Source organism: Parapedobacter sp. 2B3, from assembly GCF_041925275.1.
Lineage (GTDB): Bacteria > Bacteroidota > Bacteroidia > Sphingobacteriales > Sphingobacteriaceae > Parapedobacter > Parapedobacter pyrenivorans_A.
Window position 1 is genome coordinate 163,617 of sequence record NZ_JBHEUZ010000009.1, and the last position, 23,266, is coordinate 186,882.

At 51.7% G+C, this 23,266-nt stretch carries 24 protein-coding genes and 1 pseudogene; 11 read left to right on the top strand and 14 right to left on the bottom strand.

Translation table 11 applies throughout. The annotated features are described in order from the left end of the window. Positions 1-4: 4 nt before the first annotated feature. Positions 5-1,777, bottom strand: a complete 1,773-nt coding sequence (gene sppA / locus ACEVG1_RS11975) for a signal peptide peptidase SppA (protein ID WP_374743915.1) — start codon at positions 1,775-1,777, stop codon at positions 5-7. Between the two features lie 178 nt (positions 1,778-1,955). On the opposite strand from sppA, the gene folK reads away from it, so the two are divergent. Continuing rightward, positions 1,956-2,474 carry a 2-amino-4-hydroxy-6-hydroxymethyldihydropteridine diphosphokinase gene (folK, locus tag ACEVG1_RS11980; protein WP_374743916.1) on the top strand — a complete coding sequence of 173 codons (519 nt, stop codon included), beginning with the start codon at positions 1,956-1,958 and terminating at the stop codon, positions 2,472-2,474. After that, complete coding sequence (locus ACEVG1_RS11985) at positions 2,455-2,817, top strand: Hpt domain-containing protein (protein WP_374743917.1); 363 nt, start codon at positions 2,455-2,457, stop codon at positions 2,815-2,817. Before folK ends, ACEVG1_RS11985 begins: the two co-directional genes overlap by 20 nt. A 16-nt stretch (positions 2,818-2,833) precedes the next feature. On the opposite strand, the gene pssA is transcribed toward ACEVG1_RS11985, so the two are convergent. Then, entirely contained in the window at positions 2,834-3,511 is a 678-nt protein-coding gene (pssA, locus tag ACEVG1_RS11990) for a CDP-diacylglycerol--serine O-phosphatidyltransferase (RefSeq protein ID WP_374743918.1), read from the bottom strand. A 61-nt stretch (positions 3,512-3,572) separates the two neighbouring features. After that, positions 3,573-5,066, bottom strand: a complete 1,494-nt coding sequence (gene rho / locus ACEVG1_RS11995) for a transcription termination factor Rho (protein WP_374743919.1) — start codon at positions 5,064-5,066, stop codon at positions 3,573-3,575. Positions 5,067-5,487: 421 nt separating this feature from the next. On the opposite strand from rho, the gene ACEVG1_RS12000 reads away from it, so the two are divergent. Both ACEVG1_RS12000 and ACEVG1_RS12005 read left to right on the top strand, forming a co-directional pair. Continuing rightward, on the top strand, positions 5,488-7,110 hold the full coding sequence (locus ACEVG1_RS12000; RefSeq protein ID WP_374743920.1) for an MFS transporter: 1,623 nt from the start codon (positions 5,488-5,490) through the stop codon (positions 7,108-7,110). A gap of 143 nt (positions 7,111-7,253) precedes the next feature. Continuing rightward, a complete protein-coding gene (locus tag ACEVG1_RS12005; RefSeq protein WP_374743921.1) occupies positions 7,254-8,111 on the top strand; it encodes an N-acetylglucosamine kinase in 858 nt (285 codons plus the stop codon). 28 nt (positions 8,112-8,139) lie between these two features. Here the strand turns inward: ACEVG1_RS12005 and ACEVG1_RS12010 are convergent, their stop codons facing one another. The 3 genes from ACEVG1_RS12010 to ACEVG1_RS12020 form a co-directional block, all read right to left on the bottom strand. Then, positions 8,140-8,439, bottom strand: coding sequence for a YbaB/EbfC family nucleoid-associated protein (locus tag ACEVG1_RS12010; RefSeq protein ID WP_374743922.1), 300 nt, complete (start codon positions 8,437-8,439; stop codon positions 8,140-8,142). Between the two features lie 65 nt (positions 8,440-8,504). Next, on the bottom strand, positions 8,505-8,975 hold the full coding sequence (locus ACEVG1_RS12015) for a DUF4199 domain-containing protein (RefSeq protein ID WP_374743923.1): 471 nt from the start codon (positions 8,973-8,975) through the stop codon (positions 8,505-8,507). Between the two features lie 34 nt (positions 8,976-9,009). After that, complete coding sequence (locus ACEVG1_RS12020; protein WP_374743924.1) at positions 9,010-9,960, bottom strand: hypothetical protein; 951 nt, start codon at positions 9,958-9,960, stop codon at positions 9,010-9,012. A gap of 214 nt (positions 9,961-10,174) precedes the next feature. Between ACEVG1_RS12020 and ACEVG1_RS12025 the strand changes: the two genes are divergently transcribed. Then, entirely contained in the window at positions 10,175-11,689 is a 1,515-nt protein-coding gene (locus ACEVG1_RS12025; RefSeq protein WP_374743925.1) for a catalase, read from the top strand. A gap of 60 nt (positions 11,690-11,749) precedes the next feature. On the opposite strand, the gene ACEVG1_RS12030 is transcribed toward ACEVG1_RS12025, so the two are convergent. The 4 genes and pseudogenes from ACEVG1_RS12030 to ACEVG1_RS12045 all read right to left on the bottom strand — a co-directional run bounded on the left by ACEVG1_RS12030 (position 11,750) and on the right by ACEVG1_RS12045 (position 14,562). Continuing rightward, positions 11,750-13,012: a DUF2130 domain-containing protein gene (locus tag ACEVG1_RS12030; protein WP_374743926.1), complete on the bottom strand. Its 1,263-nt coding sequence runs from the start codon at positions 13,010-13,012 to the stop codon at positions 11,750-11,752. Between the two features lie 245 nt (positions 13,013-13,257). After that, a complete protein-coding gene (locus tag ACEVG1_RS12035) occupies positions 13,258-13,878 on the bottom strand; it encodes a DUF4172 domain-containing protein (RefSeq protein ID WP_374743927.1) in 621 nt (206 codons plus the stop codon). Positions 13,879-13,950: 72 nt separating this feature from the next. Continuing rightward, positions 13,951-14,268, bottom strand: a complete 318-nt coding sequence (locus ACEVG1_RS12040; RefSeq protein ID WP_374743928.1) for a HigA family addiction module antitoxin — start codon at positions 14,266-14,268, stop codon at positions 13,951-13,953. A gap of 16 nt (positions 14,269-14,284) precedes the next feature. Continuing rightward, positions 14,285-14,562, bottom strand: a pseudogene (locus ACEVG1_RS12045) (type II toxin-antitoxin system RelE/ParE family toxin). A gap of 253 nt (positions 14,563-14,815) precedes the next feature. Between ACEVG1_RS12045 and ACEVG1_RS12050 the strand changes: the two are divergent. Further along, positions 14,816-15,817 (top strand): helix-turn-helix domain-containing protein, encoded by a 1,002-nt coding sequence (locus ACEVG1_RS12050; RefSeq protein ID WP_374743929.1) that lies wholly within the window; start codon positions 14,816-14,818, stop codon positions 15,815-15,817. Between the two features lie 37 nt (positions 15,818-15,854). After that, positions 15,855-16,199, top strand: a complete 345-nt coding sequence (locus ACEVG1_RS12055) for a helix-turn-helix transcriptional regulator (protein ID WP_374743930.1) — start codon at positions 15,855-15,857, stop codon at positions 16,197-16,199. A 160-nt stretch (positions 16,200-16,359) separates the two neighbouring features. Here ACEVG1_RS12055 and ACEVG1_RS12060 read toward each other — a convergent pair whose 3' ends face one another. Further along, positions 16,360-16,545: a hypothetical protein gene (locus tag ACEVG1_RS12060; protein ID WP_374743931.1), complete on the bottom strand. Its 186-nt coding sequence runs from the start codon at positions 16,543-16,545 to the stop codon at positions 16,360-16,362. A 275-nt stretch (positions 16,546-16,820) separates the two neighbouring features. Between ACEVG1_RS12060 and ACEVG1_RS12065 the strand changes: the two genes are divergently transcribed. From ACEVG1_RS12065 to ACEVG1_RS12080, 4 genes are all read left to right on the top strand, one after another. Further along, positions 16,821-17,195: a hypothetical protein gene (locus tag ACEVG1_RS12065; protein WP_374743932.1), complete on the top strand. Its 375-nt coding sequence runs from the start codon at positions 16,821-16,823 to the stop codon at positions 17,193-17,195. Next, positions 17,114-17,698 carry a CHAP domain-containing protein gene (locus tag ACEVG1_RS12070; RefSeq protein WP_374743933.1) on the top strand — a complete coding sequence of 195 codons (585 nt, stop codon included), beginning with the start codon at positions 17,114-17,116 and terminating at the stop codon, positions 17,696-17,698. The genes ACEVG1_RS12065 and ACEVG1_RS12070 overlap by 82 nt, the downstream gene beginning before the upstream one ends. A gap of 34 nt (positions 17,699-17,732) precedes the next feature. Next, the gene (locus tag ACEVG1_RS12075) at positions 17,733-18,368 is read left to right on the top strand and encodes a hypothetical protein (RefSeq protein WP_374743934.1); all 636 of its coding nucleotides are present in this window, start codon (positions 17,733-17,735) and stop codon (positions 18,366-18,368) included. Positions 18,369-18,449: 81 nt separating this feature from the next. Next, entirely contained in the window at positions 18,450-18,950 is a 501-nt protein-coding gene (locus ACEVG1_RS12080; protein WP_374743935.1) for a hypothetical protein, read from the top strand. Between the two features lie 39 nt (positions 18,951-18,989). On the opposite strand, the gene mnmE is transcribed toward ACEVG1_RS12080, so the two are convergent. The 3 genes from mnmE to ACEVG1_RS12095 form a co-directional block, all read right to left on the bottom strand. Next, complete coding sequence (gene mnmE, locus ACEVG1_RS12085) at positions 18,990-20,351, bottom strand: tRNA uridine-5-carboxymethylaminomethyl(34) synthesis GTPase MnmE (RefSeq protein WP_374743936.1); 1,362 nt, start codon at positions 20,349-20,351, stop codon at positions 18,990-18,992. Between the two features lie 21 nt (positions 20,352-20,372). After that, positions 20,373-21,641, bottom strand: a complete 1,269-nt coding sequence (locus ACEVG1_RS12090) for a glucose-1-phosphate adenylyltransferase (RefSeq protein WP_374743956.1) — start codon at positions 21,639-21,641, stop codon at positions 20,373-20,375. Positions 21,642-21,795: 154 nt separating this feature from the next. Continuing rightward, on the bottom strand, positions 21,796-23,265 hold the full coding sequence (locus tag ACEVG1_RS12095; protein WP_374743937.1) for a glycogen synthase: 1,470 nt from the start codon (positions 23,263-23,265) through the stop codon (positions 21,796-21,798). Between the last annotated feature and the right edge of the window lies 1 nt (position 23,266).

The window sequence follows — 23,266 nt, forward strand, 5'->3', positions numbered from 1 at the left end:
GCCGTTAATAAATCTCCATGGTAAACGGAAGCCGCGCCTGTATGCCACGCAACTGCAGGGCTGCTTTCGCCTGTTCGTAGTAACGATATTGCTCGCCGAGTGCCTGCTTGTTAAACCACGTGCTTATCCGGTCGGTCGAGCCCCCCAAGAGCGACTCAATGGGACTTTTGATGGCGGGATAGGCAACCAAGCGGTAGGTTTCCAGACCTGCCTTGCCCGCGGCGGCGGCAATTGCATCATCTATGCTGCCCAGGCGGTCTACCAGCCCATGTTCCAATGCTTGTTGTCCGCTCCATACACGCCCTTGGCCGATACTGTCTACCTGTTCCTTGGATAACCCGCGGCCGTCGGCCACGCGTTGCACGAACGTATCGTATATCTGGTTTACCTGCAGTTGGATTATCTGCCGCTCATCGGCCGTGAGCGGCCGATCCACATTGGCCAGAAAGTCGGCGTATTTGCCTGTCTTCACCTCATCAAAGGTAATGCCCAGCTTATCGTTGTACAATTCCTGCATGTTGGGGATAACGCCGAACACGCCGATGGAGCCCGTGATGGTATTGGGTTCGGCAAAGATTGAATCGGCCGCGGCCGCGATATAATATCCGCCGGATGCGGCCACATCTCCCATGGATACGATGATTGGCTTTTCCTGCCGCAACAAATCCACCTCACGCCAGATCACGTCAGAAGCCAACGCGCTACCTCCTGGCGAATTAACGCGGAATACCACCGCCTTCACCTTGTCATCACGGCGTACCTTACGCAGCTCACGCGAGATACGTTCCGAACCGATCATGTCATCGCCGCCTTCACCCGACACGATGTTGCCGACCGCATATACCACCGCTACGCGGTCGCGCACCGACGTACTGGTCGGTTTTGCGGTTGGCTTATATTTCAGGATAGACACCACGTTCAGGTCCTTGTCTTGATCGATACTGAGCGAGTCTTTCAGCTCGGCGAGGATCTCGTCCTTGTACCGTTTACCGTCGGCCAGTCCATAAGTCACCGCATCGTCGGCCGTTCGCACGAGATAGCCATCGGCAATGGCGTGCAATGAGTCGGGCGTCATGCCACGGCTCTCACCTATCTGGGCAATGAAATGATCGTATATGCTTCCCAGGAAAGAACTGACCTGCTCCCTATTGGCATCGCTCATCTTATCCAATATCAGTGGTTCCACCGCGCTTTTGAATGTCCCCACCTTCACCACTTGCGCCTCAATGCCCAATTTATCCAGTGTGCCTTTCAGGAATGCGGTCTGCGAGGCAAGCCCCCTGAAATCTATGGAACCTTCGGGGTTGACGTAAACCCGGTCGGCGGTAGAGGCCAAATAATAGGCACGTTGGGTATACCCCTCGCTATACGCAATGATGAATTTTCCCGCGTCTTTGAAATCGAGCAGCGCATCACGGATTTCCTGCAGGGTGGCGAAGCTGGCCGACACCGAAGAGAGATCAAGGCATATCCCTTGGATGCGTTCATCGTCTTTGGCCCCTTCGATACGTTTAAGTATATCATTCAGCCCGAAGCTTTTAACGGTAACGAACCCCGGCAGATCAAGCTCTTCGAACGGGTCGGGAATAGTACGCTCAGTTATTTCGTGTTTCAGGTCGATGAGCAGCAGCGAGTTGGCTGCCACGGTAGTCTCTTTGTCGGCACTCATGGAACTGACCAGTGCGCCAATGATGATCAAGCCTACCACAAACAGGAGGATGAACGAAATGACTATACCGGTAACCGTGGCCAACACATATTTGAAAAATGATTTCATATACAATTCTATATTAAGGTGTCCAAACTTAGAAAAACTTCATTGCATTGGCAAATGGCATATGTTGCCAAGCATGTATTGGACGATGTGGCGGCCGATTCGTTACACTGCTGTAAATTTGGATATAAACGGCGGTTTAGCTAAGTTTGCCTATCGAAACCGCTCGATATCGCTTTTTATGCTGGTCACAACGAATGCCTACCTGTTATTGGGTACGAACATGGGCGACAGGGTTGCCCTACTAAGCCGCGCGCGCAGCGAAATAAGCCACGAGATAGGGACATTGCGCCGTATCTCGTCGATATACGAAACGGATGCCTGGGGAAACGAAGAGCAACCCAGCTACCTCAACCAAGTGGTACTGGCCGCAACTCCCCTCCAGCCGCTCCAATTGCTTGAGAAAATCAACGGCATTGAAAAACGGTTGGGCCGTATACGCGTCAACAAATGGGAATCGCGGTTGATTGACATCGACATACTGTATTATGCCAATCAGGTCATCGACCAGGCAACCCTGCAGGTACCGCACCCCCACCTGGCCAACCGGCGGTTTGCGTTGGCGCCGCTGCAAGAAATCGCACCCGGGTTCATTCATCCGGTATCGGGGAAGACAACTACCGAGCTACTGAACTATACATCCGATAAACTGGCTGTACGACTTTTTAATCCAGATACTAATGAACAACATGAACTTTGAGCAAGCCGATTTGGCTTATCTGATGGACCTCTCCGGTGGCAACACACACCTCATCAGGGAAATACTGGAGCTTTTTGTAAAACAGACGCCGCCAGACATAGAACTCCTTTCCACTTATATCGAGCAGGAAGATTGGGAAAAAGCCTATAAACAGGCTCACCATATCAAACCCACCCTCGCTTACGTAGGAGCCAACCAAATGCGCCAGGAATTGCAGGAAATAGAAGACGCGGCAAAATACCTTCAGGACCTCGATTCCATAGCCGCCAAATTAGCGGCAATGCTACCACGGTTAGACGTGCTTTACGGGGAACTGAATGCGTATTTGAGAACGATTGATTAACAAGGCGTGGCCAGGTTCATCCGGCTTGCCGGAAGTGGATGAATGAGCACAGAAAATAAAGCGCCAGCACCAACGGGGCAGCGGCAAACCCCAACCATACCACCAAGAGGGCGCTCACCAGTAAAAAAGTGAATTTCCAAGCGTTTTCGTGCCAGGAAAGTGAGGTGAACTTTAGGGAAAAAAGCCTGACATTGCTCACGAGCAACAGGGAAGTGACCACAATACTGCTTACCAAGAAAACAGGATGATACACAATAGCCCCGTACGCACCCGCTACGAAAGGGAGTGAAATCACATAAAACGCATTCATCGGTGTATTGAGACCGACAAAATCGGTCGACTGCCGGTCGTCAATATTGAACTTTGCCAATCGGAGTGCCGAAAAAACAGTGACCACAAACCCCAAATAGGCCAAATAGGCGTTGCCCGGCCATGCCGTGCCCAGCATGCTGTAGAGCACGGCCCCTGGCAGGAAACCAAAACTCACCACGTCAGCCAACGAATCCAGTTCCTTACCGATGGGCGATTTCACGCGCAGCACACGCGCGGCCAATCCATCAAAGAAATCGAAGATTCCCGACGCAAGCACGCAATAAGCAGCGATGTCGAGCTCGCCTGCGAAGGCATAGGTTACACCAACACAACCACTGAATAGGTTCAGGCAGGTTATAAAATTGGGTATATGCGTTTTCATAAAAGATGGCTGTAGCCTGTTGGTGCTACAGCCATTACCAATAACTGACCTTTATCAATGATTAACCGTTCATGCTGATGAGGAACTCTTCATTAGACTTGGTTCCACGCATCTGGGACAACAGGAATTCCATGGCTTCCATCGAATTCATATCGGCCAGGTGGTTGCGCAACACCCATATCCGCTGCAACGTTTCCCGATCGTTCAGCAGGTCGTCCCTACGCGTACTTGACGCAATGAGATCGATTGCCGGGAAAACCCGTTTGTTGGAGAGTTTCCGATCCAGTTGCAACTCCATGTTGCCTGTTCCCTTAAATTCTTCGAAGATAACCTCGTCCATCTTAGATCCTGTGTCGATCAAGGCTGTTGCCAGTATCGTTAGGGAGCCACCGTGTTCGATATTACGTGCGGCGCCGAAGAAACGTTTCGGCTTGTGGAGCGCGTTGGCATCCACACCACCCGACAGAATTTTACCCGAAGCGGGCGCCACTGTATTGTAAGCCCGGGCCAACCGGGTGATTGAATCTAGCAGTATTACCACATCGTGCCCGCATTCGACCATCCGTTTTGCCTTTTCCAACACGATGTTCGCTATCTTCACATGCCTATCGGCCGGCTCGTCGAAGGTAGACGACACCACTTCGGCACGTACGCTACGGGCCATATCCGTCACCTCTTCCGGACGTTCATCAATGAGGAGGATAATCAGGTACACCTCGGGATGGTTTTTTGCAATGGCGTTGGCCACATCCTTGAGCAACATGGTTTTACCTGTTTTGGGTTGCGCCACGATCAATCCGCGTTGGCCCTTACCGATGGGTGTGAACAGGTCCATGATCCGTGTGGAGTAGTTGCCCGGTCCGGTAAAAAGTTTCAACCGTTCGGTTGGGAACAGCGGCGTCAGGAAATCGAACGGCACCCGGTCGCGCACCTCCGCAGGATTCTGGCCGTTGATGGCTTCTACGCGGACTAACGGGAAATATTTCTCACCTTCTTTCGGCGGCCGGATACTACCACGCACCGTGTCGCCTGTCTTGAGCCCAAAAAGTTTGATTTGCGACTGGGAAACGTAGATATCATCGGGCGAAGTAAGGTAGTTGTAGTCTGAGGACCGAAGGAAACCATACCCATCGGGCATAATTTCAAGCACCCCTTCGTTGACAATCACATTGTCAAAGTCGAGGCTGGCCGTGGGGCCTTCCATCTTGCTGCCGTTGGCAGGCTTCGGTACGCCGATTGGTTCCGGCCTACTCTCAACCGGTGCAGCAGGCTCCCGGCTGTCCGCAGAAAAATCGTCGCGGGTATTGCGCACGCTGACCGGCTCACCGGACTTCACGGTACGTGTACGTTTCCGTGGGCGCTCACCGGCGGCACCCGCTGCGTCTTCAGTAGTTGGCTCTGGGGCAGCAGCGTTTTTTGCTTCCTCCTCCCCGGTCTCAACGATTTTGGTCACCAACTCATGTTTCCGAAGCTTTTCGACGTCAGCGATACCAATCAACTTCGCTATTTCACGCAACTCGGACACGAGCTTTGCGTTCAGTTCATTAATATTCATTCAACTAAAAAATATAATAATATATGGATTTGCTGTTATACAAAGAAATTTATCCACCTCGGTCCGCCGTCCATTTTAAACAGTAGTGATTCAGCATCAATCTTCAGAAATCAAAGAGTTTTCGACGAAGTATCTAGGATAAACTTTGAGAATACTGCGCAAAGTAACGTATTCCTTTTGTCTTTTCAAAAAATATTAAAAAATAAAGTTTACGGCCTATCAACAACGAAAAATCGGGGCCAAAACCTTCCGATTTCCGGCCTTTAAAAAAAATCAAAATAACACACTGTGTATCAATTAGGTAAAACGATTTATTACCAATAGCAACAGAAAAGTCCCTGAAAAGTTTGAATAATTGGCGCGAAAACTCCTATGTTAGGCAAAATTTTCGGCTAACCTTATACGAAGCAAATAAAACAAAATGACAACTGCATCCAATAAAAGCTACTCATCAGCCCTGTATTCGCTGACCATGGTGTTTTTCTTCTGGGGATTCCTGGCGGGGGCTAACGGCGTATTCATCCCGTTCTGCAAGTCCCATTTCGACCTTACCCAGTTCGAGTCGCAACTCATTGACTCGGCTTTTTATGGCGCCTATTTCATCGGCTCCTTATTATTATACCTCTATTCGAGTGGCGTGGGGTATGACTTCCTCAATCGGATAGGCTACAAAAAGGGCATTATCTACGGGTTGCTCATCTCCGTGGTGGGTGCATTGTGCATGATTCCCTCGGTGATGAGTTCAGAATACCTATTTATTCTCATGGCATTTTTCGTCATCGCGCTTGGGTTTTCCCTGCAGCAGACCGCGGCTAATCCGTTTGCTGTCGCGCTGGGCGACCCTGCCACCGGTGCACACCGGCTCAGCCTTGCCGGCGGCGTCAACTCGTTCGGCACCACCATTGGCCCCATCATCATCACGCTCATCTTATTCGGCACGGTGGTAGCCACTCCCGACCAGGTTGCCCATGCGCCGATCAGCTCCATCAATATTCTGTATATTATTCTTGCCGGTGTGTTCTTGTTGGTTGCCGGCTTTTTCGCCATCCGTAAAATGCCGCGCGTCACTTCCGATGAAGAGCCCGAGCGCAGCAACAAACTTACCAAGGCACTGGTAGCGATTACGCTGTCTATACTGGCGCTCATTGTTATCGGGTTTGCACTGCCAGAACGGTTCGGGCACGAAGGCACACTCGGCTTGCTCGTGATTGCCTTACTGGCTGTCGTAACCATCCTATTCTTATCCAACGGCTCCGCGCAGAAGAACGGCGACGGGTGGGGCGCCATGAAGTACCCGCAGCTTACGTTGGGTATGCTGGCCATCTTCGTCTACGTGGGGGTAGAGGTAACCATACAGAGTAATCTCGGCGCTTTGCTGAAGACCCCCGAATTCGGGGGCCATGACGAGTCTCAGATTTCGCACTACATTTCGCTGTATTGGGGCAGCCTCATGATCGGCCGCTGGATGGGGGCTGTTACGGTATTCAAGATGAGCAAACGCATGCGGCTCGTGTTGAGCGTATTGGTGCCCTACATTGCCTTTGGCGTTATCCTACTCGTCAACTGGATCAGCGGGCGCGATGTTTCAGACCTATATATATATGCTATCTGCATCGCCGTGATGATCGGAGCGAATTTCTGGGCCCAGGCCAAACCCGCTAAATTGCTGATGGCATTGGGTATCCTGGGTGTCATTGCCATGCTCATCGGTCTGTATACCGAGGGTGATGTCGGCATCTTTGCCTTTATCAGCGGCGGTTTGGTCTGCTCCATCATGTGGCCCAGCATCTTTGCACTGAGCATCACCGGATTGGGGAAATACACCAGCCAGGGATCGGCTCTCCTTATCATGATGATCTTGGGCGGGGCCATCATCCCACCGTTGCAGGGAAGCATCGCCGATGTGGTGCATGACATCCATCGCTCGTATTGGGTTCCTGTGGCTTGCTTTGCCTACCTAGCGTTTTTCGCATGGAAGGTATCAGACATCCTCAAAAAGCAAGGACACGACATCGAAAGCATCCATACCGAAGGCGGGCATTAGCCCGCTACGCCTTCAGTTTGGACTATTTTTGAAATAACAAGGTTCATAATGTTATTATTTTCGGGGAAAACCGTATTTTCGGCGCGAATAATTGAATGAATATCATTGAACTGAAAAAAACCAACAAAACTAACACCCAACAAATGATTATAATTGCAGACGGAGGATCGACCAAAACCAATTGGTGCTTGCTGGACAACGCTGGGAAAAAAGTGTACTTCAATACCGAGGGTTACAACCCTTATTTCGTAGACAGCGAATATATCGTAAACTCGCTCAAAAAGGGATTGCCGAAGGATTTACCATACAACGAAGTCTCCGAAGTGAATTATTACGGTGCGGGTGTACATAACGAGGAAAAAGCGGGCATTGTTGTAGAGGCCCTAGAGAAAGTGTTTACCAATTCCCAGGTGTTCGTAGGGCACGATCTGCTTGCCGCTGCACGGGCATTGCTGGGTGACCAGCCGGGCTTCGCCGCAATCCTTGGTACCGGAACGAATACCTGCATATACGACGGCGAAGATATCGCCCACAACATCGATTCAGCCGCCTATATCCTGGGCGACGAGGGCAGTGGCTGCTACATAGGCAAGAAACTGCTTACCGATTACATTCGCGGCTATATGCCCGAAGATGTAAGGGAAGTGTTTTGGGACACCTATAAGCTAACGCCCGACGAAGTGATGGATGCCGTATATACCAAACCGTTGGCCAACCGGTTCTGTGCTAGTTTCAGCAAATTCGTATACGATGTATCGGTCAACATCAGCTACTCGCGCGGCATCGTACAGACGGCATTCGATGATTTTTTCCGTAACCTCGTTTCCCGTTATCCCGATTACCAAAACTATACGTTCAATTGCATCGGATCCGTGGGGTACAACTTCAGAAATGTGTTGGAAGAAACGGCCAGCCAATACGGCATGAAAGTGGGGCGCATCGTCCGGTCGCCGATAGACGACCTGGTGCAATACCATATCAATAAATCAGCCCAGCAATAAAATAAGCTACGATCGTATGGATGGCGGCTTAAAACAGGCCGCCTAATCCACCAAGCATATCTTTGGCTGCCCCTTGCATTTCGGTTTGGCTCACGTTCTCGGCTTGTTTCATGGCCTTGTTGATGGCCACGACCAGCACTTCTTCCAGTTCTTCCTTACCGACATCGGCAAGAAACACCGGGTCGATGCTTACGTCGGTTACTTCCCTGTTGGCGGTTGCCGTTACCTTGACGGCCCCCCCTTCCGCCTCGCCTGTAACCATGATATGGTCAAGCCGTTTCTTTATTTCTTCAGCCTTCTGCTGGGCTGCCATTAATTTATCGAACATAGCACGTATCCTTGTTTAACACCCGCTAAGGTACGGAATCGGGCGCACATAAAAAGCAACCAGCGTTAACGCCGGCGACCATCCATGATGACAGCTATCACCAACGAAATAATCGACCCGATCACTGCCGTAGAAAAGGCCGATATGTATATGTAGTTTGATAACGCGTACCGCTGCGTAGCCAATAGCGGGGGCATGCTCTTTGTTTCGGTGGCATGGCGCGCCATGTTATCCAAAAACATCGGGTTAACGAACGTACAGAAAACATACCATACCACGGGGCACAGGAGGGTAACCACTGCGGTAATCCCCAAGCCTGTCACGAATGCCTTACGGAACCGCATCCCGTGTCCCTGTGTGCTCCCGCTGGCACGGATGCCCCAATACATAATACCAACCGACGGCACCGCAAAGAAATACGATAGGTATTCATGGTACTGTATATACCTGTTGTGGAGCCCAAGCACCGTCTCGGCCACAGCCCACAGGAAGATGGCCAACGCAAAAAGTATCCCATACCGGATGGCGTTCAGCATATACGGTATATTAGCTACCAAATATATAGTTATTTTATGGTTTATCCATCTTGCCCCGGACCCGTAGATATACCACGCTGTTATGCGGCAACCCTAAGGTCGATGCCGGCGTTACATCTAACAGGTTCTGGAGGTAGACATCTACGATGCCGGTGAGTACCCGCCGCCTCGATTCCACAAATTCAGGCATCACGAAAAACTTGCCCAAGCGAAGTTTGCCATCCGGGCCTACCAGCACGGAAAACGTATGGTAAAAATCCTTGTACGCCCCATGGATGGTGATGTCATATTCCGGATACAGGTATTCATAGGCCGACGACTGGCTCATCAGCTCAAGGCTGTCATACTGCCGCCGCTCGATTTCCAATAATCCACTCTTGCTTGCCAATTTGGGGTAATTCTTGGATGAATACGAACTATCTACATGGGTGAGGTTTCGGTTGGCCCGCCACACCATTTCCTGTACAAACAACGTGTCTTGCCTACGCGGTTCCCGCAACCGCACCAACGACTTACCCAGTCCGTTGAGATACTCCTTGGCGTAGAACCGCATGTATACATTGGACCGCATTTTATTCACGCGCAACCCATCCAGGCTCAGCCGCTGCAACATGAGGCTATCCCTGTTCAGGTCGACCACTTTCCAGCTCTCGCGCGCAAAGTGGAAAAATGAATCGTGGTCGTGTGTAATCTCGAAATTGAATGACGAATCACTTCCCGGCACATAGATTTGGATGGCATCGCCGCGGGTAAACTTAACATGCCACTCGGCTTCCTGCACAAAGCCGATAGAGTCATACGCCAACCCGTTATCGAACGAGCGCCTCACCTCATAGAAATCGACCCCTACAATCGGCTCAAAAGAAGGCCGCCGCGGATCATGGCCGTCGTCTTCGGCCGTCCCTGCACAACCCGACAAATAGCAACAGAAAATAAAAAGAAACACACGACCGAACTGCGCAATGATATGACCCTTGATTTGCATGGGCTGCTAACCTAAGACAATTACGCATAAAATACAATAAATTTTACTGTTACATTTACAAAATCGTCCGGACATTGTCGGGTTCTTTCCGTATGTTAGCAGCGGCCATTTATTTAGCACCTCTATATGCATATAAACATAATTTATCGTGTTTATAAAAATCAATCAACATAATCTATATATATTTGTGTGTACTCACTAAAATAACAACAACATGGAAGACAACAAGGGAAAACTAACCAGACAAACCGGAGCCCCGGTTCCGGACAACCAAAACGCGCAGACGGCCGGCCCGAGGGGTCCGATGCTTATGCAGGACTTTTGGTTCCTTGAAAAGATGGCCAATTTTGACCGCGAGGTTATCCCCGAGCGGCGGATGCATGCGAAAGGTTCGGGTGCTTTCGGTACGTTTACCGTTACGCACGACATCACGCAATACACCAAGGCCAACATTTTCAGCCAGATTGGAAAAAAAACCGAACTATTTGCGCGGTTTTCCACGGTTGCGGGCGAGCGCGGAGCGGCGGATGCCGAGCGCGACATCCGGGGCTTTGCATTGAAATTCTATACGGATGAGGGGATATGGGATTTGGTTGGCAACAACACACCTGTATTTTTCTTCCGCGACCCGATGAAGTTTCCCGACCTGAACCATGCTGTCAAGCGCGATCCGAAAACCAACCTGCGGAGTGCCAACAACAACTGGGATTTCTGGACGCTGCTTCCCGAGTCGCTGCACCAAGTGACCATCGTCATGAGCGACCGCGGCATTCCCCGTGGCTACCGTCATATGCACGGCTTCGGCAGCCATACCTATAGCTTCATCAACAGCAACAATGTACGGCATTGGGTGAAGTTCCACTTCGTTACCCAGCAAGGGATTGACAACCTATCGGACGAAGAAGCAGCCAAAATAGTCGGCACGGACCGTGAGTCGTCGCAGCGGGACCTCTTTGATGCCATCGAGCGGCAAGATTTCCCGAAATGGAAGATGTTTATCCAAATCATGACCGAAGAGGAGGCAAAGACCTATCGCTTCCATCCATTTGACCTGACGAAGGTATGGTCCAAGAAAGACTTCCCGCTCATCCCCGTGGGCGAGTTCGAACTGAACCGCAACCCCGACAACTATTTCCAGGATGTGGAGCAAGCTGCGTTTAACCCTACGAATATCGTTCCTGGCATAGGCTTCTCGCCCGACAAAATGCTACAGGGCCGGCTGTTCTCCTACGGCGATGCACAGCGCTACCGCTTGGGCGTAAACCACTACCAGATACCCGTAAATAAGCCGAAGTGCCCCTACCATGCCTACCATAGGGATGGTGCCATGCGCGTGGATGGCAACTATGGCGATGCCAAGCACTACGAACCCAATAGCTATGGCGAATGGCAGGAACAACCCGCAGCGAAAGAACCACCGTTGGAGCTGGAAGGAACGGCTTATGCGCATAACTTCCGCGACGATGACGAAGACTATTACACCCAGCCGGGCAACTTGTTCCGCATTATCAAGGCAGATGGCAAAGCCGACACCTTATTCCGGAATACGGCAGCCCAGGTAGGTGGCGCGGACAAGTTCATACAAATCCGCCACATCCGCAATTGCTACAAGGCCGACCCCGAATACGGCGAAGGGGTAGCCAGCGCACTGGGATTGACGATGGACGAGGTGAACAGCTTCGACATGACGCCGTATGACCGCTGGGCACCAAGGCCCACCAATGGATAACAACGCAACACCCGGCGTTGTTGCCCAACCTCCCGCGGACCGGGAGGTTTTTTTGTGCCGTTAATCATCGTCCTCCAAATCGCCTTCCGGTAGCTCCAATGCTTTCACCGGTTGTATGGCGCTCCCGGCAATGCCCCTGATCGATCCGTACATATCAATGGTATTGGCAACCACCTTGTCTATCTGCTTCTCGCGTTCTTTCCATATCCGCTGCATGGCACGCTTCTCCCGTTCCAATTCGTTCCGCATGGACGAAAAGCCTTCCACGATGGCCTCCACCTGCATGCGGAATGTGTTGCTGGTAAGGAAATCGTAGAGCATGTGCATCTTATCCCCTTTATTTTCCTGGGAAGCTACCGCCAACCCGATTTGGATGACCGTTTCGCGGAGCACGCCACACAACCCCTTGAACTCCTCGTACGAGCAAATCCACACACCATCCTTGATGCCCATGCGTTCAAACCCCGCCGGCATGGCGTCAGTAACCAGCACGCCCACATCAGCACCCTTTTCGCGCATATCGGCTTTGAATTTCTCGATCCAACTGGGTTGGAAATCTTTGGTACGCTTGCTTTCGTAATAGATTTTACCGCAGTCCACGCGGTTATGCGTATTGACCACCTGTATACAATCGCCACCCCGCGCGCCTTTTTTCACCTCCTCGATGCTGTCCAGTGGAAATTGCATTGCCAACCACTCTTCAATGGCCAGTTCCTGCACCTCGCCCTGCAATTGCATAGACCCTTGCTCTTGCTTGCGCTTCATTTCTTCGGTGAGCTTTTTCTGATCGTCCAATTGCTTTTGGAGTTCGCGCAGCTTCAGTTCATTTTTATCTTCTTCCAACTTTTTGATACGCTCGCGTTCAGTCTGTAGCTGCTCGTTCATTTTCCGTTGCAGGTCGAGCTCCACCGCCTCCTTCAGCTCATCCTTCTCACGTTTCAGGCGTTCGATATCGGCTTTTGCCCGGTTCAGTTCCTTTAGCTGCTCCGATTTGTCATTAAGCTCCTGTTGCAGGGCGTTGAATTGCTCCGCCTGCTCATCGGCCAACTTGGTTTTCAAGCGATCTTCAAGGGCCTTCCTTTCTTCGCGCAGCTTCGTATCCAGCCGCTGTTGAAACAACTCATTCTCCTGTTTCTTTTTTTGCTCAAAAGCTTCCTGCGCTAATGCTAACTTCGCTTGTTCCTGTTCGTAACGTTGGCGTTCAGCCGCCAACTGGCTTTGGTATTTTTGCTTGATTTCCGTTTCCAGTTGGTGTGCCAGGATGTCCTGTACATCAATGGAAGTGCCACAGCTGGGGCATTTTATCTGGTTATTATTTGCCATCGCTTAAACTTTTTATAGTGGCAAGCCGCGCTTCGGCCGCACAGTTGAAATGCCCCACAAGATAAATATAAATCCGGTTTTTCCCGTCTCAGATTCATTCGCCCTATTTTTCACCTGATAGCGTGTCGACATTTTGAACTCGTAGGCGGGAAATCCGCTACACATCTTACTTCAACGATGCAATAGGTAGTTTGTGTTGATTGATAGTATTTTACTGAAATAAGGTACAAACAGGAGCCAAATAACTATGATAGGTTCAACTGATAACGCACAGAACGCCCCGCCCCTTCCTGTACCAGTACCCCCAGTTCGTGCAATTGCTGCAAATCACGCGTCGCGGTGGCTTTGGAAACCTTGGTAATGCCCATGTACTTCTTGGCCGTCATCCCGCCTTCAAAACCCTCTGCTCCCTTGTCCAGCATTTTATTGATCGCCTTCCATTGCCGCTCGTCAAGCTGGGTTTTATACCGATCATAAAACTGCGCTTTCTTCAACATAAACCCTACCATGGCTTTGGCATCCCGCTGCGCCTCCAGGATCACGCTTGAAAAATAAACCATCCATGCGGTAACGTCCAATGCACGCTGGTCTTTAACGTAAACCGGCGTATCGTTTAACCCTAGGTTATTCCGAATGGAAGACATCACATCCTCGCGGTTTAGGTACTCTCCCTCGATTTCAGAGGTTTTCACCGCTTCCGAAAGCATGAGCTGGAGCAGTGTCTCTTGCTTGAGCGTGTCCGGCAATCCTTGGATAAGGCCGTTCACTTCCCCTGTTTCCTGCGCAAATGCAAGAATAGACGGCTGAACTTCCGCGACATCGTAAGTAAAATCTGGCCATCCCTGTAGTTGCCAATTATACACCATGAGCCGATTACAAGTTTTATTCGGCTCATTCTTTCGCTACTTTTGTGAAGAGCGTAAACAAGCATCTTAAGCTTACAAAGCCGCAACCGCACTTTTCCAAAACACCCGGATACTTCCCGTATCCACTTTCTTCCGTGCCTGAAACAGGTCGTAATTCTCTTGAGCCCGCAACCAAAATTCAGGCGTAGCTCCCAAACCAGCAGCCAGCTTTATCGCCATTTCGGGCGTTACCCCTTGTCTGCCATTTATAATGGCAGATAAGGTCTTACGTGTGATGCCCAACCCTTTCGCTACTTCCTCAATGGGAAGCTTCTCGCCCGTTTCGTAGCGTATACCTTCAATCGTTTCCCGGATCAATTCGCCAGGATGCGCCGGATTATACATGGCCATATCTTTATCCTCCTTTTTAGTGGTAATCAATGTAATCTACGTCTACGGCATTTTCACCCTCAAACCGGAATATGATTCTGAAGTTCTTATCCACTTTTACCGCCCAAAATCCTTTCAGGTCACCTTTGAGTTGGTGCAGCCAGATCCCGGCACGTTCATTTCATCCGGTGTTGCCGCGGCATTCAAACGGGTTAGTATCAACCGGATTTTACTGACATGCTGCGCCTGTAGCTTGGATACATCACCTTTCTCATAAAACCGTTTTAATCCCTTATGCTGGATACTTCCAATCATTATGCAAATATAACGTGTAACGTATCAGGTTCCAAATGCTCTTCGGTTTTTTCACATCCCATTACCTCCCTAATCCCCGCTTCTTTCGCTTGAGCCGCTCGTCATCTTTATCGACTGTCATCTCTTTCGAATCAGACCAACAACTTTTGACCAACCAAATCTTCCGAGTATTTTAACTAGTATGACACACGATATTCAACCAAAACTCCCTATCTTCACCGTACCAATTTACCATTAACGAAAAACATCCACCATGAAACCGACCGTAGAAATACGCTTCCCTTCCCTGTCCGATCCGGAGGCAAGAACCATCGTGCAAACCGACTCCGATGAAATTACCGCAACCGCCAAAACCACGACGATTGTACACTATACACAAATGGTCGTCACCATAGACACGCCCGCAGCCACGCACGCATCGGTAGCCATACTCGAAACCGGCCTCTATCTTTTTGTTTTAATCAAAGGCCAACTCATTATGAAGCGCACAGGCGCAGCAGATATCCCTGTATCTTCATCGGCCAATCACTGCCAGGCGCTTTATTTGTGCAAAGGCGACTACGCCGTCACGTTCTCCACAGGTAAGCATCGGCTAGTTTGCTTCGCATCCGCTACCGCGTGGATCAGGCGCATCAAGCAAACACTGCCAATCATCAACGAAATCTCGGCAGCCATGCTACCGCATCAAGAAGCCGTCATTTTTCCCAACTACAAAGTGCCTGATGCATTTGCAAAACATCTCCCTGCTATTACCGGTCAATCGAACCTCAAAACACTTACTGCCGAGTTGGACCATTTCCATAACCTAAACCGGATTATGGCCCATTACGATCATTTATTGGCAGAAACCATGAAGAAATCGGCGACACGCCGTCACTATGCGCACATCGTCCACGAATTTATCCACCGTTGTAACCAGTCCCTCCTCCTTGCCGAATTTTCCAGTATCGAAACGATTGCTGCCGCCATACACGTGTCGCCCAAAACCTTGAACCGTGCCTTTCACAGCGTTTCGAAAGGTACCGTTAGCCCCGGTCGCATGCTCCTCAACCTACGGATGGCAACAGCCCACCAACTACTTTCGAAAGACGAACATATTTCAGTGCAGGAAGTCGCCCACTTGTTGGGCTACGCGGATAAGTCGGCATTCTCAAAAGCATACAGGAATGTGTTGGGACACTTGCCTTCCAAGGCATCAACTGTCCGAAATAAACCAACCCATTTGTCCTTAACAACCTACCTGCCAATGCCGTAACCACTGAATTTTGCTTTCATACTGATTGACCATCACTATGGAAACACTTGCTACGTTAAAACTACTATTGGAAGAGACCAAAAAAATCCGCGATTTACTCGCCGAGCGCATACCGAGACACGGCCAGAGAAGTCCAGCGCCGCAACTGGCGACCGAACCTCCCGAACACGTTGACATCACGTGGGTGACCGAATATTTAGGCATCTCCAAGGGCACCTTCTACAATGAGGTGAATGGCAAGCTACTGAAACCCATCATCACCGTCGGCCGCCGCCCCTACTACCTGAAATCGGACGTGATGAGGTTGATGACGGAACGGGAAAAGAAGCACCTCGGGTTCAGAAAACTGAATATTGAGCAGAAAAATAGAGCGAATAAGTAATCGCTTGCGTCCCGGAAGCAACGGTTGGCAGTGTGCAGACCATCGCTTGCGCACGGGGAGCAATGGCTTCCCGCATGGAAAGGATTACGTGCGATGTGGGAGCCATCACTTCCGAACCACAAGCGGTTACGTCCGTGTCGCTAGCATTTGCTTATGCCCCCTAGGCAACGGCTCCCACTGCTAAAACCGTTATCGCCGCATAGAAAGCGACGACTTCCCGATCGGAAGTAACCGCTTCCCGCCTACAAACCATCGCTACCACGCCGGAAGTAACGGCGGCCGCCCCACAAGCAAAGGCTTCCACCTTCCGAGCGATGGCGCTCGTATCGGAAGTAACACCTTCCATTCCGCAAGCGATTACCGCCGAAGCGGAAGTGACGGCTGGCGACTCACAAGTAACGGCCTGCGCCCCGCAAGCGATGGCTTCCGTACCGGAAGCAACGGCTTCCGAAGTGCAAGTAAGTCCATTTCAGCTCAAGTAAGTTCATCCTTGTCTAAAAAATTGAAGCGGCGCATCCCCCACCCTATGTTTGCCCCTGTCTGTTGCAACGACCAGGGGAAATCCGAAAACCTGCGAATGAGAGTAGGAACAAATTAGTTACTTTTTTAAAAACAACAATCATGTTAAAATCAATTCCATTACCCGCGCCACCCCGCACCATCCGTTGGAACGGTGGGCGCATCGCACTGGATGTGCCGGTTTTACTGTTGGCACTTCTGGCATTCGTCTTCAGCGGACCACTACTCCGCCGGATGGACGCCACAGCTGCACCGTTCGACCCGGGCTTGCTAAGTGCGTTGGCTTATGCCGCCGCAGCGGTACTGGTCGCCGGCTTGCTGGCCCGTCTGCTCGCAACGACGTTGGCGCGCTATGCCAATGCTTCTATGGTTAAACCCTTAAATCCGATGAAACCATGGCAACACCTGCTTTTACTCTTGGGCTTGTTCTGCTCGTTATTCTGGGGTTTTGTGGGGGTGCTTATCGCACTGCTCTAGACGTACACCCTACGGCCCCAGCAGCCGGAGCGAGCCACGAACAGGCCGTAACCGATGCCCGCCAACGGCTACGCAGCATCTACCTGGCCGAGCTGGGTGTGCAGGAAGCCTCCGGCCGGAACGATGGCGCACGCGTGGAGGAATACCTCCGCTACTGCGGCCTCGGGCCGGGCCACGCATGGTGCGCGGCCTTCGTAAGCTGGTGCTTTGGCAAAGTGGGGTACACCCAGCCACGCAACCCTTGGAGCCCGGCGCTCTTCCCCGCCAACCGTACGGTTTGGATGAAGGGCGGCAACGCTAGGGCGATAAAGCAGGGTGACGTGTTCGGCATTTACTACCCCACGCTGTCACGCGTCGCACATGTGGGGTTCGTCGACCAGGTCGACGGCGATTGGCTGGTTACCGTGGAAGGTAATGCCGACAACCGGGTGCTTCGCAAAAGGCGGCACATCGGAAGCCTGCATGCCGTAGCCGATTGGCTATCGGACCCGGGCACCCGTTAATTCATTTATTTAATAACATTAAAATTTTTCAATCATGAAACGACAAGTAAAAATCAATTATGGCGATTACCGCGATGCGGATCTGGGTTACCTCGCCAGCACCGTGCTTCAGGCAATCACTGAGAATGCGGAGCTTTTCACCGAACCCAATCCGCCATTGACGGAACTGGAGGCAGCCATTGCCGACTACGACGAGAAGATGCAGTTCACCAACCGCAAGGGAAGCCCGTACGACTCCGAAGCGAAGAACGCCAGCAAAGAGGTGCTGGTTGACGTGCTGCGTAGGTTGGCCTTCTATGTAAATACCACATGTAATGGCATGGTGCACCAGCTGCTCAGCTCTGGATTCCGGCTGAAGGATCTGCCCAAAGGCCTCACCGTGCCAAACACCCCGACCCGCGCCCGCCTTGTGGATGGCGATCTAAGTGGCCAGTTAGCACTCTTATTCGACCCGGTGCCCAACGCAACGGAGTTTGAGTACCAGGTGGGCACGATGGTCGACGGCGAAATCGCCTGGGGCGAAATGGCCTCATTCCGGAACGGCCGGAACAAGCGCGATAACGTTATCAATTCCCTTACGCCAGCGGTAAGGTATTACGTACGTGTACGTGCGCGCAATCCGCAGGGGGTAAGCGACTGGAGCGATCCCGTATCGCAAATTGCCCGATAGCCACGGATACCGCGGAACCATGAACCCCAACCCTGCCGGCGATCCATGGATCACCGGCGGGGTTGATTAACCGAAAAGAAAATGAAGTTTATCTTATTATTATCCCTACTCTGTGCATTATGTGCCTGCCAAACCCACCGCATCCGGCATACCTCACAACGGGATAGCAGCTACCGGCAAACAGCGGAAACCACCAAGCAAATCAGGAATGCTAACACGCAATCCGTCCAGCTGGATTGGCAACAATGGCTTGCCGATTCAACCGCGGTTGTTATTCTTCCAAAGGGGCCAGTAAGCTACCATCCAAACAACGGATTCAAGGGGGAGGCGACGGCTATCCTCTCCTACGGTACGCACATCAGGTATACCGAATTGCAGCGTGACCATAAAACTGACCAAACGGAGGAACGGTCATCCGCAAGCGATTATACGTTGGTAACGCAGACCCATGCCAAGGAACGTACATCGGAAACTGACCGCCAGCCCGCGACGGGATACTCATTCAGGTGGTTGGCCATCGTGCTGGCTACCGCATGTCTGCTGTTTCTGTTACGTCGTTATGATAACCGGCGGAACAGATAATTTTATTTACGATACGAAGCCGTGGTTTCCGAAACACCTTCACTTGCCGATGCAGAAGCGGCTAAAGATATTGTCCAACAAATCGTCCGTAGACACGCTACCCGTGATTTCACCAAGGTGATGGAGCGCCTGCCGGATATCCATCGCTAGGAAATCAGATGTGATGAGGTTGTCGATACCATCGAGTACTTTCGCGAGTGATTCGCTTGTTTTCTGCAGGGCCGCCACATGACGGATGTTGGTAACCAACACGTCATCCGTATCGAGGTCATGTAGATTTACCTTCCGCAGCAACTCATCTTTCAACTCCTCAACCCCCACGTTGTTCTTGGCAGAAATAAACAGGGGGCTGATATCGGTCAGTGCTTCCTTATGTACCTGGGTGAGCAAATCGGTCTTGTTGACGACCACCACATAAGGAACCCCTAATGCGCCTACTTCGGCAATCTGGCTCTTGATCTCATCAACGTCATCCTGCTGGGGGTCGGCCAGGTAAATAATGAGCCGCGCTTGCCGCATTTTTTCGCGCGTGCGTTCCACTCCCTTCGCTTCGATGATGTCCATCGTATCGCGGATACCGGCTGTATCTATAAAACGGAAGGATACCCCTTGGATATTGATCTCATCTTCAATCGTATCGCGGGTTGTCCCTGCGATATCCGATACAATAGCACGCTCCTCATTGAGCAGGGTATTGAGTAACGTAGATTTGCCTACATTGGGCTTGCCCGCGATTACTACGGGCACCCCATTCTTCAACACGTTGCCCTGCTCAAAAGAAGTGATGAGCCGACCGACCACGGTATTGATTTCCAGCACGAGGCCTTTAAGTTGCTCCCGGTTGGCGAACTCAACATCTTCTTCCGAAAAGTCCAACTCCAACTCGATGAGTGAGGCGAAGTGGATCAGCTGTTCGCGAAGCTGCTTCAGGATATTGGAAAACCCACCCCGCATCTGCTGCATGGCCACCTGGTGTGATGCCGCAGAATTGGAAGCGATCAAGTCGGCCACGGCCTCAGCCTGCGAGAGGTCCATCTTGCCGTTGAGAAAGGCGCGCAACGTAAACTCACCCGGTTGGGCAGCACGGGCACCCGCCTTGACCAGCAGCTGGATAACCCGCTCGATGATATAGCGCGAATTGTGCGTGGAGAGCTCTACGATGTTTTCGCCCGTATAGGAGTTCGGGCCGACGAACAGGGACACCAACACCTCGTCCAGCACCTCATCACCATCGCGGATGGTGCCGAAATGGACGGTATGGGAGGGCTGTTGCAACAGGTCCTTACCCTTGAAAACCCCGTTAACGAGGACGATCGCTTCCGCGCCCGACACCCGGATAACGGCAATGGCCCCGTTGCCGGTGGCCGTTGCCAACGCTACGATCGTGTCTTGATTTGCCATGGCGGCAAAGATACGGATTAGCTACCCAATCACCGTGCCGCTGGGCAGGATCGCCCGCTTTTTGGTCACCACGATCCCATCGCGTATCACGTGTGTTTCGAAGTCGCCGTCTTCCAGGTGCTTGCCACCCATAATACGCACATTGTTGCCGATGCAGCAGTTCTTGTCAATGATGGCATTCTCGATGTGGCAGTTTTCGCCCACACCCGCTAGGGGCACCCCGTTTTCGCGCGCGTGTTCAATCTCTTCGAGCGTCTGGTAAAAATCGCAGCCCATCATGTAGGTCGTCTTGATGACCGTTCCGGCGCCGATACGTGCCCGCACACCGATAACGGAGCGCTCAATCGCTTTGGCGGCGATGATGCAGCCATCGGCGATGACCACCTTATCCAAGGTTGTGCCCGATACTTTGGAGGGTGGCAGCATGCGCGGCCGGGTAAAGATGGTGTGTTTATCAAACAGGTTAAACAGGGGGATGTCGTCCGTAAGGCCGATGTTGGCCTCGAAAAACGAATCGATGTTTCCGATATCGGTCCAGTAACCCGGGTATTGGTAGCTGTGCACACGGCGGCGGCCAATGGATTCGGGCAGTAGTTCCTTACCGAAGTCAACACCATCGCTCTCTGCCAACAATTGCCTGAGCACTTCCTTATTGAATACGTAGATGCCCATGGAGGCAAGGTACTCACGCCCTTCTGCCTTCATTTCGGTGCTCACTTCGGACACCCAGTCGGGCAGCAACGAACTGTTGGGCTTCTCGATGAAGGAGGTGATGTTGCCTTCTTCGTCCGATTTGAGGATACCAAACGAGGTCGCATCCTTGGCATTCACCGGGATGGTGGCCACGGAAATCTCTGCTCCTGCTTTGATGTGCGACTGGATCATTTCCTGGAAATCGATTTGGTACAGCTGGTCGCCCGACAGGATAAGCACATGCTCATAATCGTGGTGCTTGAGGTAACGCATCAAGTGCCGTACCGCATCGGCCGTGCCCTGGTACCAACGATCACCCTCATTGGTCTGCTCGGCCGCCAGTATATCCACGAAGCCTTTGCTAAACAGGCTAAAGTTGTATGTGTTTTTGATATGCGTGTTGAGCGACGCGGAATTGTACTGGGTGAGCACATAAATGCGATGGTACCCCGAATTGAGGCAATTGGAAATCGGAATATCCACCAAGCGGTATTTGCCGGCAATCGGTACCGCAGGTTTCGAACGCTTTTCGGTCAATGGATACAGGCGCGTACCCTTGCCTCCCCCCAATACTACGGAAATTACACTGTGTTTGATCATAATCTATTCGGTTATATTTTCATCTATTTAAATTGCTTTTTTTTCGGTGATGAAGCTATCAGATTTATTCATCCCCCTGTGTGGTCTGAAAAATCATGATGGTTTCATCTCTAATTTTTTCTTCAAGGACGATGAAGCAGTCATGGTTTAATCATTTCCCTGTGTGACTTTTGAAAACCGTGATGGTTTCATAAAGATTTATATAGGCGCCGGCCGATTTATCCCACGAGAAATCAAGCGCCATCAGCTGTTTCCGCAGCCGCTGCATCCGCTGCTTATCGGCATACAGGACTAGCGCGCGGACAATGGCGTCAGCGGCATCGGCGGCATTGGCATCGTTGAACATGATGCCGTACCCTTCGGGATCACGGATGTCGTGCACGGTATCTTTCAATCCGCCGGTACTACGGACGATGGGCACGGTGCCGTAGCGCATGGCATACAACTGGTTGAGTCCACAGGGTTCCACCCGCGAGGGCATGAGGAGGAAGTCCGCAGCGGCATAGATACGGTGCGACAGCTCCTCCTGGTAACCGATATAAGCTCCCAACCGGCCGGGGTACTGCTTAGCGAGGTGGGCTATTGCCCCCTGCACCTGCGGATCGCCCGAACCCAGCACCATAATGGATAAGTCGGCATCTTCGCGGCCCAACAAGCGTTCGATGATATCCGGGAGGAGGTCCGCTCCTTTCTCACCGGCGAAACGGCCGATGTACGCAACAAGCGGCTTCTTCGGGTCCAGGCCGTAGGCATCGCATAGGGAGGCCTTGTTCTTGTTCTTTCCCGACTGCACGCGGCCAAGTGGGTAATGGTGCGGCAGCATGCCATCGCGCTCCGGGTCCCAAACCGCCGTATCGATGCCATTGACGATACCGACACCCTTTGCGCGCTCCATGGCAAAAAGATGCTCCAGGCCGTTCGCCTGCGTCATCAGTTCACCGAGGTACCCTTCTGAAACGGTAGTAAACGCCGTGCAGCATTTGATCAACGTGGCCAGTGGGTTGATGGTTTTATCCCAATCGAGCAGGCCCCATTTCCACGTATCAAACGGTGGCAGCAAGATGGCTTTGTTCCAGTCCATCCACCCCTGGTATTGGCCGTTGTGCACGGTGCCCACCGTAGGCACTTTTTTGAGCGCGGCAAATTGCTCACAGTAATACATCAGGAACGGCGTGAGGCCGGTATGGTGGTCGTGGCAATGCACCACATCCGGCACGATAGCTGTTTCGGTAATCCAATGCAGGAAACCGTGCTGGAAGGCCATGAACTGCTCACCCTCGTCGGCGTACCCGTAGGGTTCATCGCGGTCTAACAGGCTCGGTATTTTAATAAGATATAACTCGAAGCCCAACACGTCGTTTTGCTCTTTCAGCACGGTCATCTCCAGCGGCCTCGACCCTTGCTGGAACGTACCGGTGTACACCGCGTCAAACGCATGCTGCTGTACAAACGGCTTGTTGTACCAGGGCAGCACCACCCATGTGCGTAGGCCCGCCTGCTGCAGGTACTTGGGCAGGGCGCCCACCACATCCCCCAGGCCACCTACCTTGGCTACCGGATAACATTCGGCGCTTAAGTGGATAATGTGCTTACCCACCCGACGTGTTGTTCGTTTCCCCATC

Excerpts from the sequence above, each read along its gene's own strand:
- ACEVG1_RS12035 (WP_374743927.1), bottom strand. The coding sequence starts at position 13,878 with ATGGTGTATAATTGGCAACTACAGGGATGGCCAGATTTTACTTACGAT.
- ACEVG1_RS12080 (WP_374743935.1), top strand. The coding sequence starts at position 18,450 with ATGAAGTTTATCTTATTATTATCCCTACTCTGTGCATTATGTGCCTGC.
- rho (WP_374743919.1), bottom strand. The coding sequence starts at position 5,066 with ATGAATATTAATGAACTGAACGCAAAGCTCGTGTCCGAGTTGCGTGAA.
- ACEVG1_RS12010 (WP_374743922.1), bottom strand. The coding sequence starts at position 8,439 with ATGTTCGATAAATTAATGGCAGCCCAGCAGAAGGCTGAAGAAATAAAG.
- ACEVG1_RS12005 (WP_374743921.1), top strand. The coding sequence starts at position 7,254 with ATGATTATAATTGCAGACGGAGGATCGACCAAAACCAATTGGTGCTTG.
- ACEVG1_RS11985 (WP_374743917.1), top strand. The coding sequence starts at position 2,455 with ATGAACAACATGAACTTTGAGCAAGCCGATTTGGCTTATCTGATGGAC.
- ACEVG1_RS12025 (WP_374743925.1), top strand. The coding sequence starts at position 10,175 with ATGGAAGACAACAAGGGAAAACTAACCAGACAAACCGGAGCCCCGGTT.
- ACEVG1_RS12070 (WP_374743933.1), top strand. The coding sequence starts at position 17,114 with ATGGCAACACCTGCTTTTACTCTTGGGCTTGTTCTGCTCGTTATTCTG.
- ACEVG1_RS12020 (WP_374743924.1), bottom strand. The coding sequence starts at position 9,960 with ATGCAAATCAAGGGTCATATCATTGCGCAGTTCGGTCGTGTGTTTCTT.
- ACEVG1_RS12065 (WP_374743932.1), top strand. The coding sequence starts at position 16,821 with ATGTTAAAATCAATTCCATTACCCGCGCCACCCCGCACCATCCGTTGG.
- ACEVG1_RS12055 (WP_374743930.1), top strand. The coding sequence starts at position 15,855 with ATGGAAACACTTGCTACGTTAAAACTACTATTGGAAGAGACCAAAAAA.
- ACEVG1_RS12040 (WP_374743928.1), bottom strand. The coding sequence starts at position 14,268 with ATGGCCATGTATAATCCGGCGCATCCTGGCGAATTGATCCGGGAAACG.
- folK (WP_374743916.1), top strand. The coding sequence starts at position 1,956 with ATGCTGGTCACAACGAATGCCTACCTGTTATTGGGTACGAACATGGGC.
- ACEVG1_RS12075 (WP_374743934.1), top strand. The coding sequence starts at position 17,733 with ATGAAACGACAAGTAAAAATCAATTATGGCGATTACCGCGATGCGGAT.
- pssA (WP_374743918.1), bottom strand. The coding sequence starts at position 3,511 with ATGAAAACGCATATACCCAATTTTATAACCTGCCTGAACCTATTCAGT.
- ACEVG1_RS12030 (WP_374743926.1), bottom strand. The coding sequence starts at position 13,012 with ATGGCAAATAATAACCAGATAAAATGCCCCAGCTGTGGCACTTCCATT.
- ACEVG1_RS12050 (WP_374743929.1), top strand. The coding sequence starts at position 14,816 with ATGAAACCGACCGTAGAAATACGCTTCCCTTCCCTGTCCGATCCGGAG.
- ACEVG1_RS12095 (WP_374743937.1), bottom strand. The coding sequence starts at position 23,265 with ATGGGGAAACGAACAACACGTCGGGTGGGTAAGCACATTATCCACTTA.
- mnmE (WP_374743936.1), bottom strand. The coding sequence starts at position 20,351 with ATGGCAAATCAAGACACGATCGTAGCGTTGGCAACGGCCACCGGCAAC.
- ACEVG1_RS12015 (WP_374743923.1), bottom strand. The coding sequence starts at position 8,975 with ATGCTGAACGCCATCCGGTATGGGATACTTTTTGCGTTGGCCATCTTC.
- ACEVG1_RS12060 (WP_374743931.1), bottom strand. The coding sequence starts at position 16,545 with ATGGAAGGTGTTACTTCCGATACGAGCGCCATCGCTCGGAAGGTGGAA.
- ACEVG1_RS12000 (WP_374743920.1), top strand. The coding sequence starts at position 5,488 with ATGACAACTGCATCCAATAAAAGCTACTCATCAGCCCTGTATTCGCTG.
- sppA (WP_374743915.1), bottom strand. The coding sequence starts at position 1,777 with ATGAAATCATTTTTCAAATATGTGTTGGCCACGGTTACCGGTATAGTC.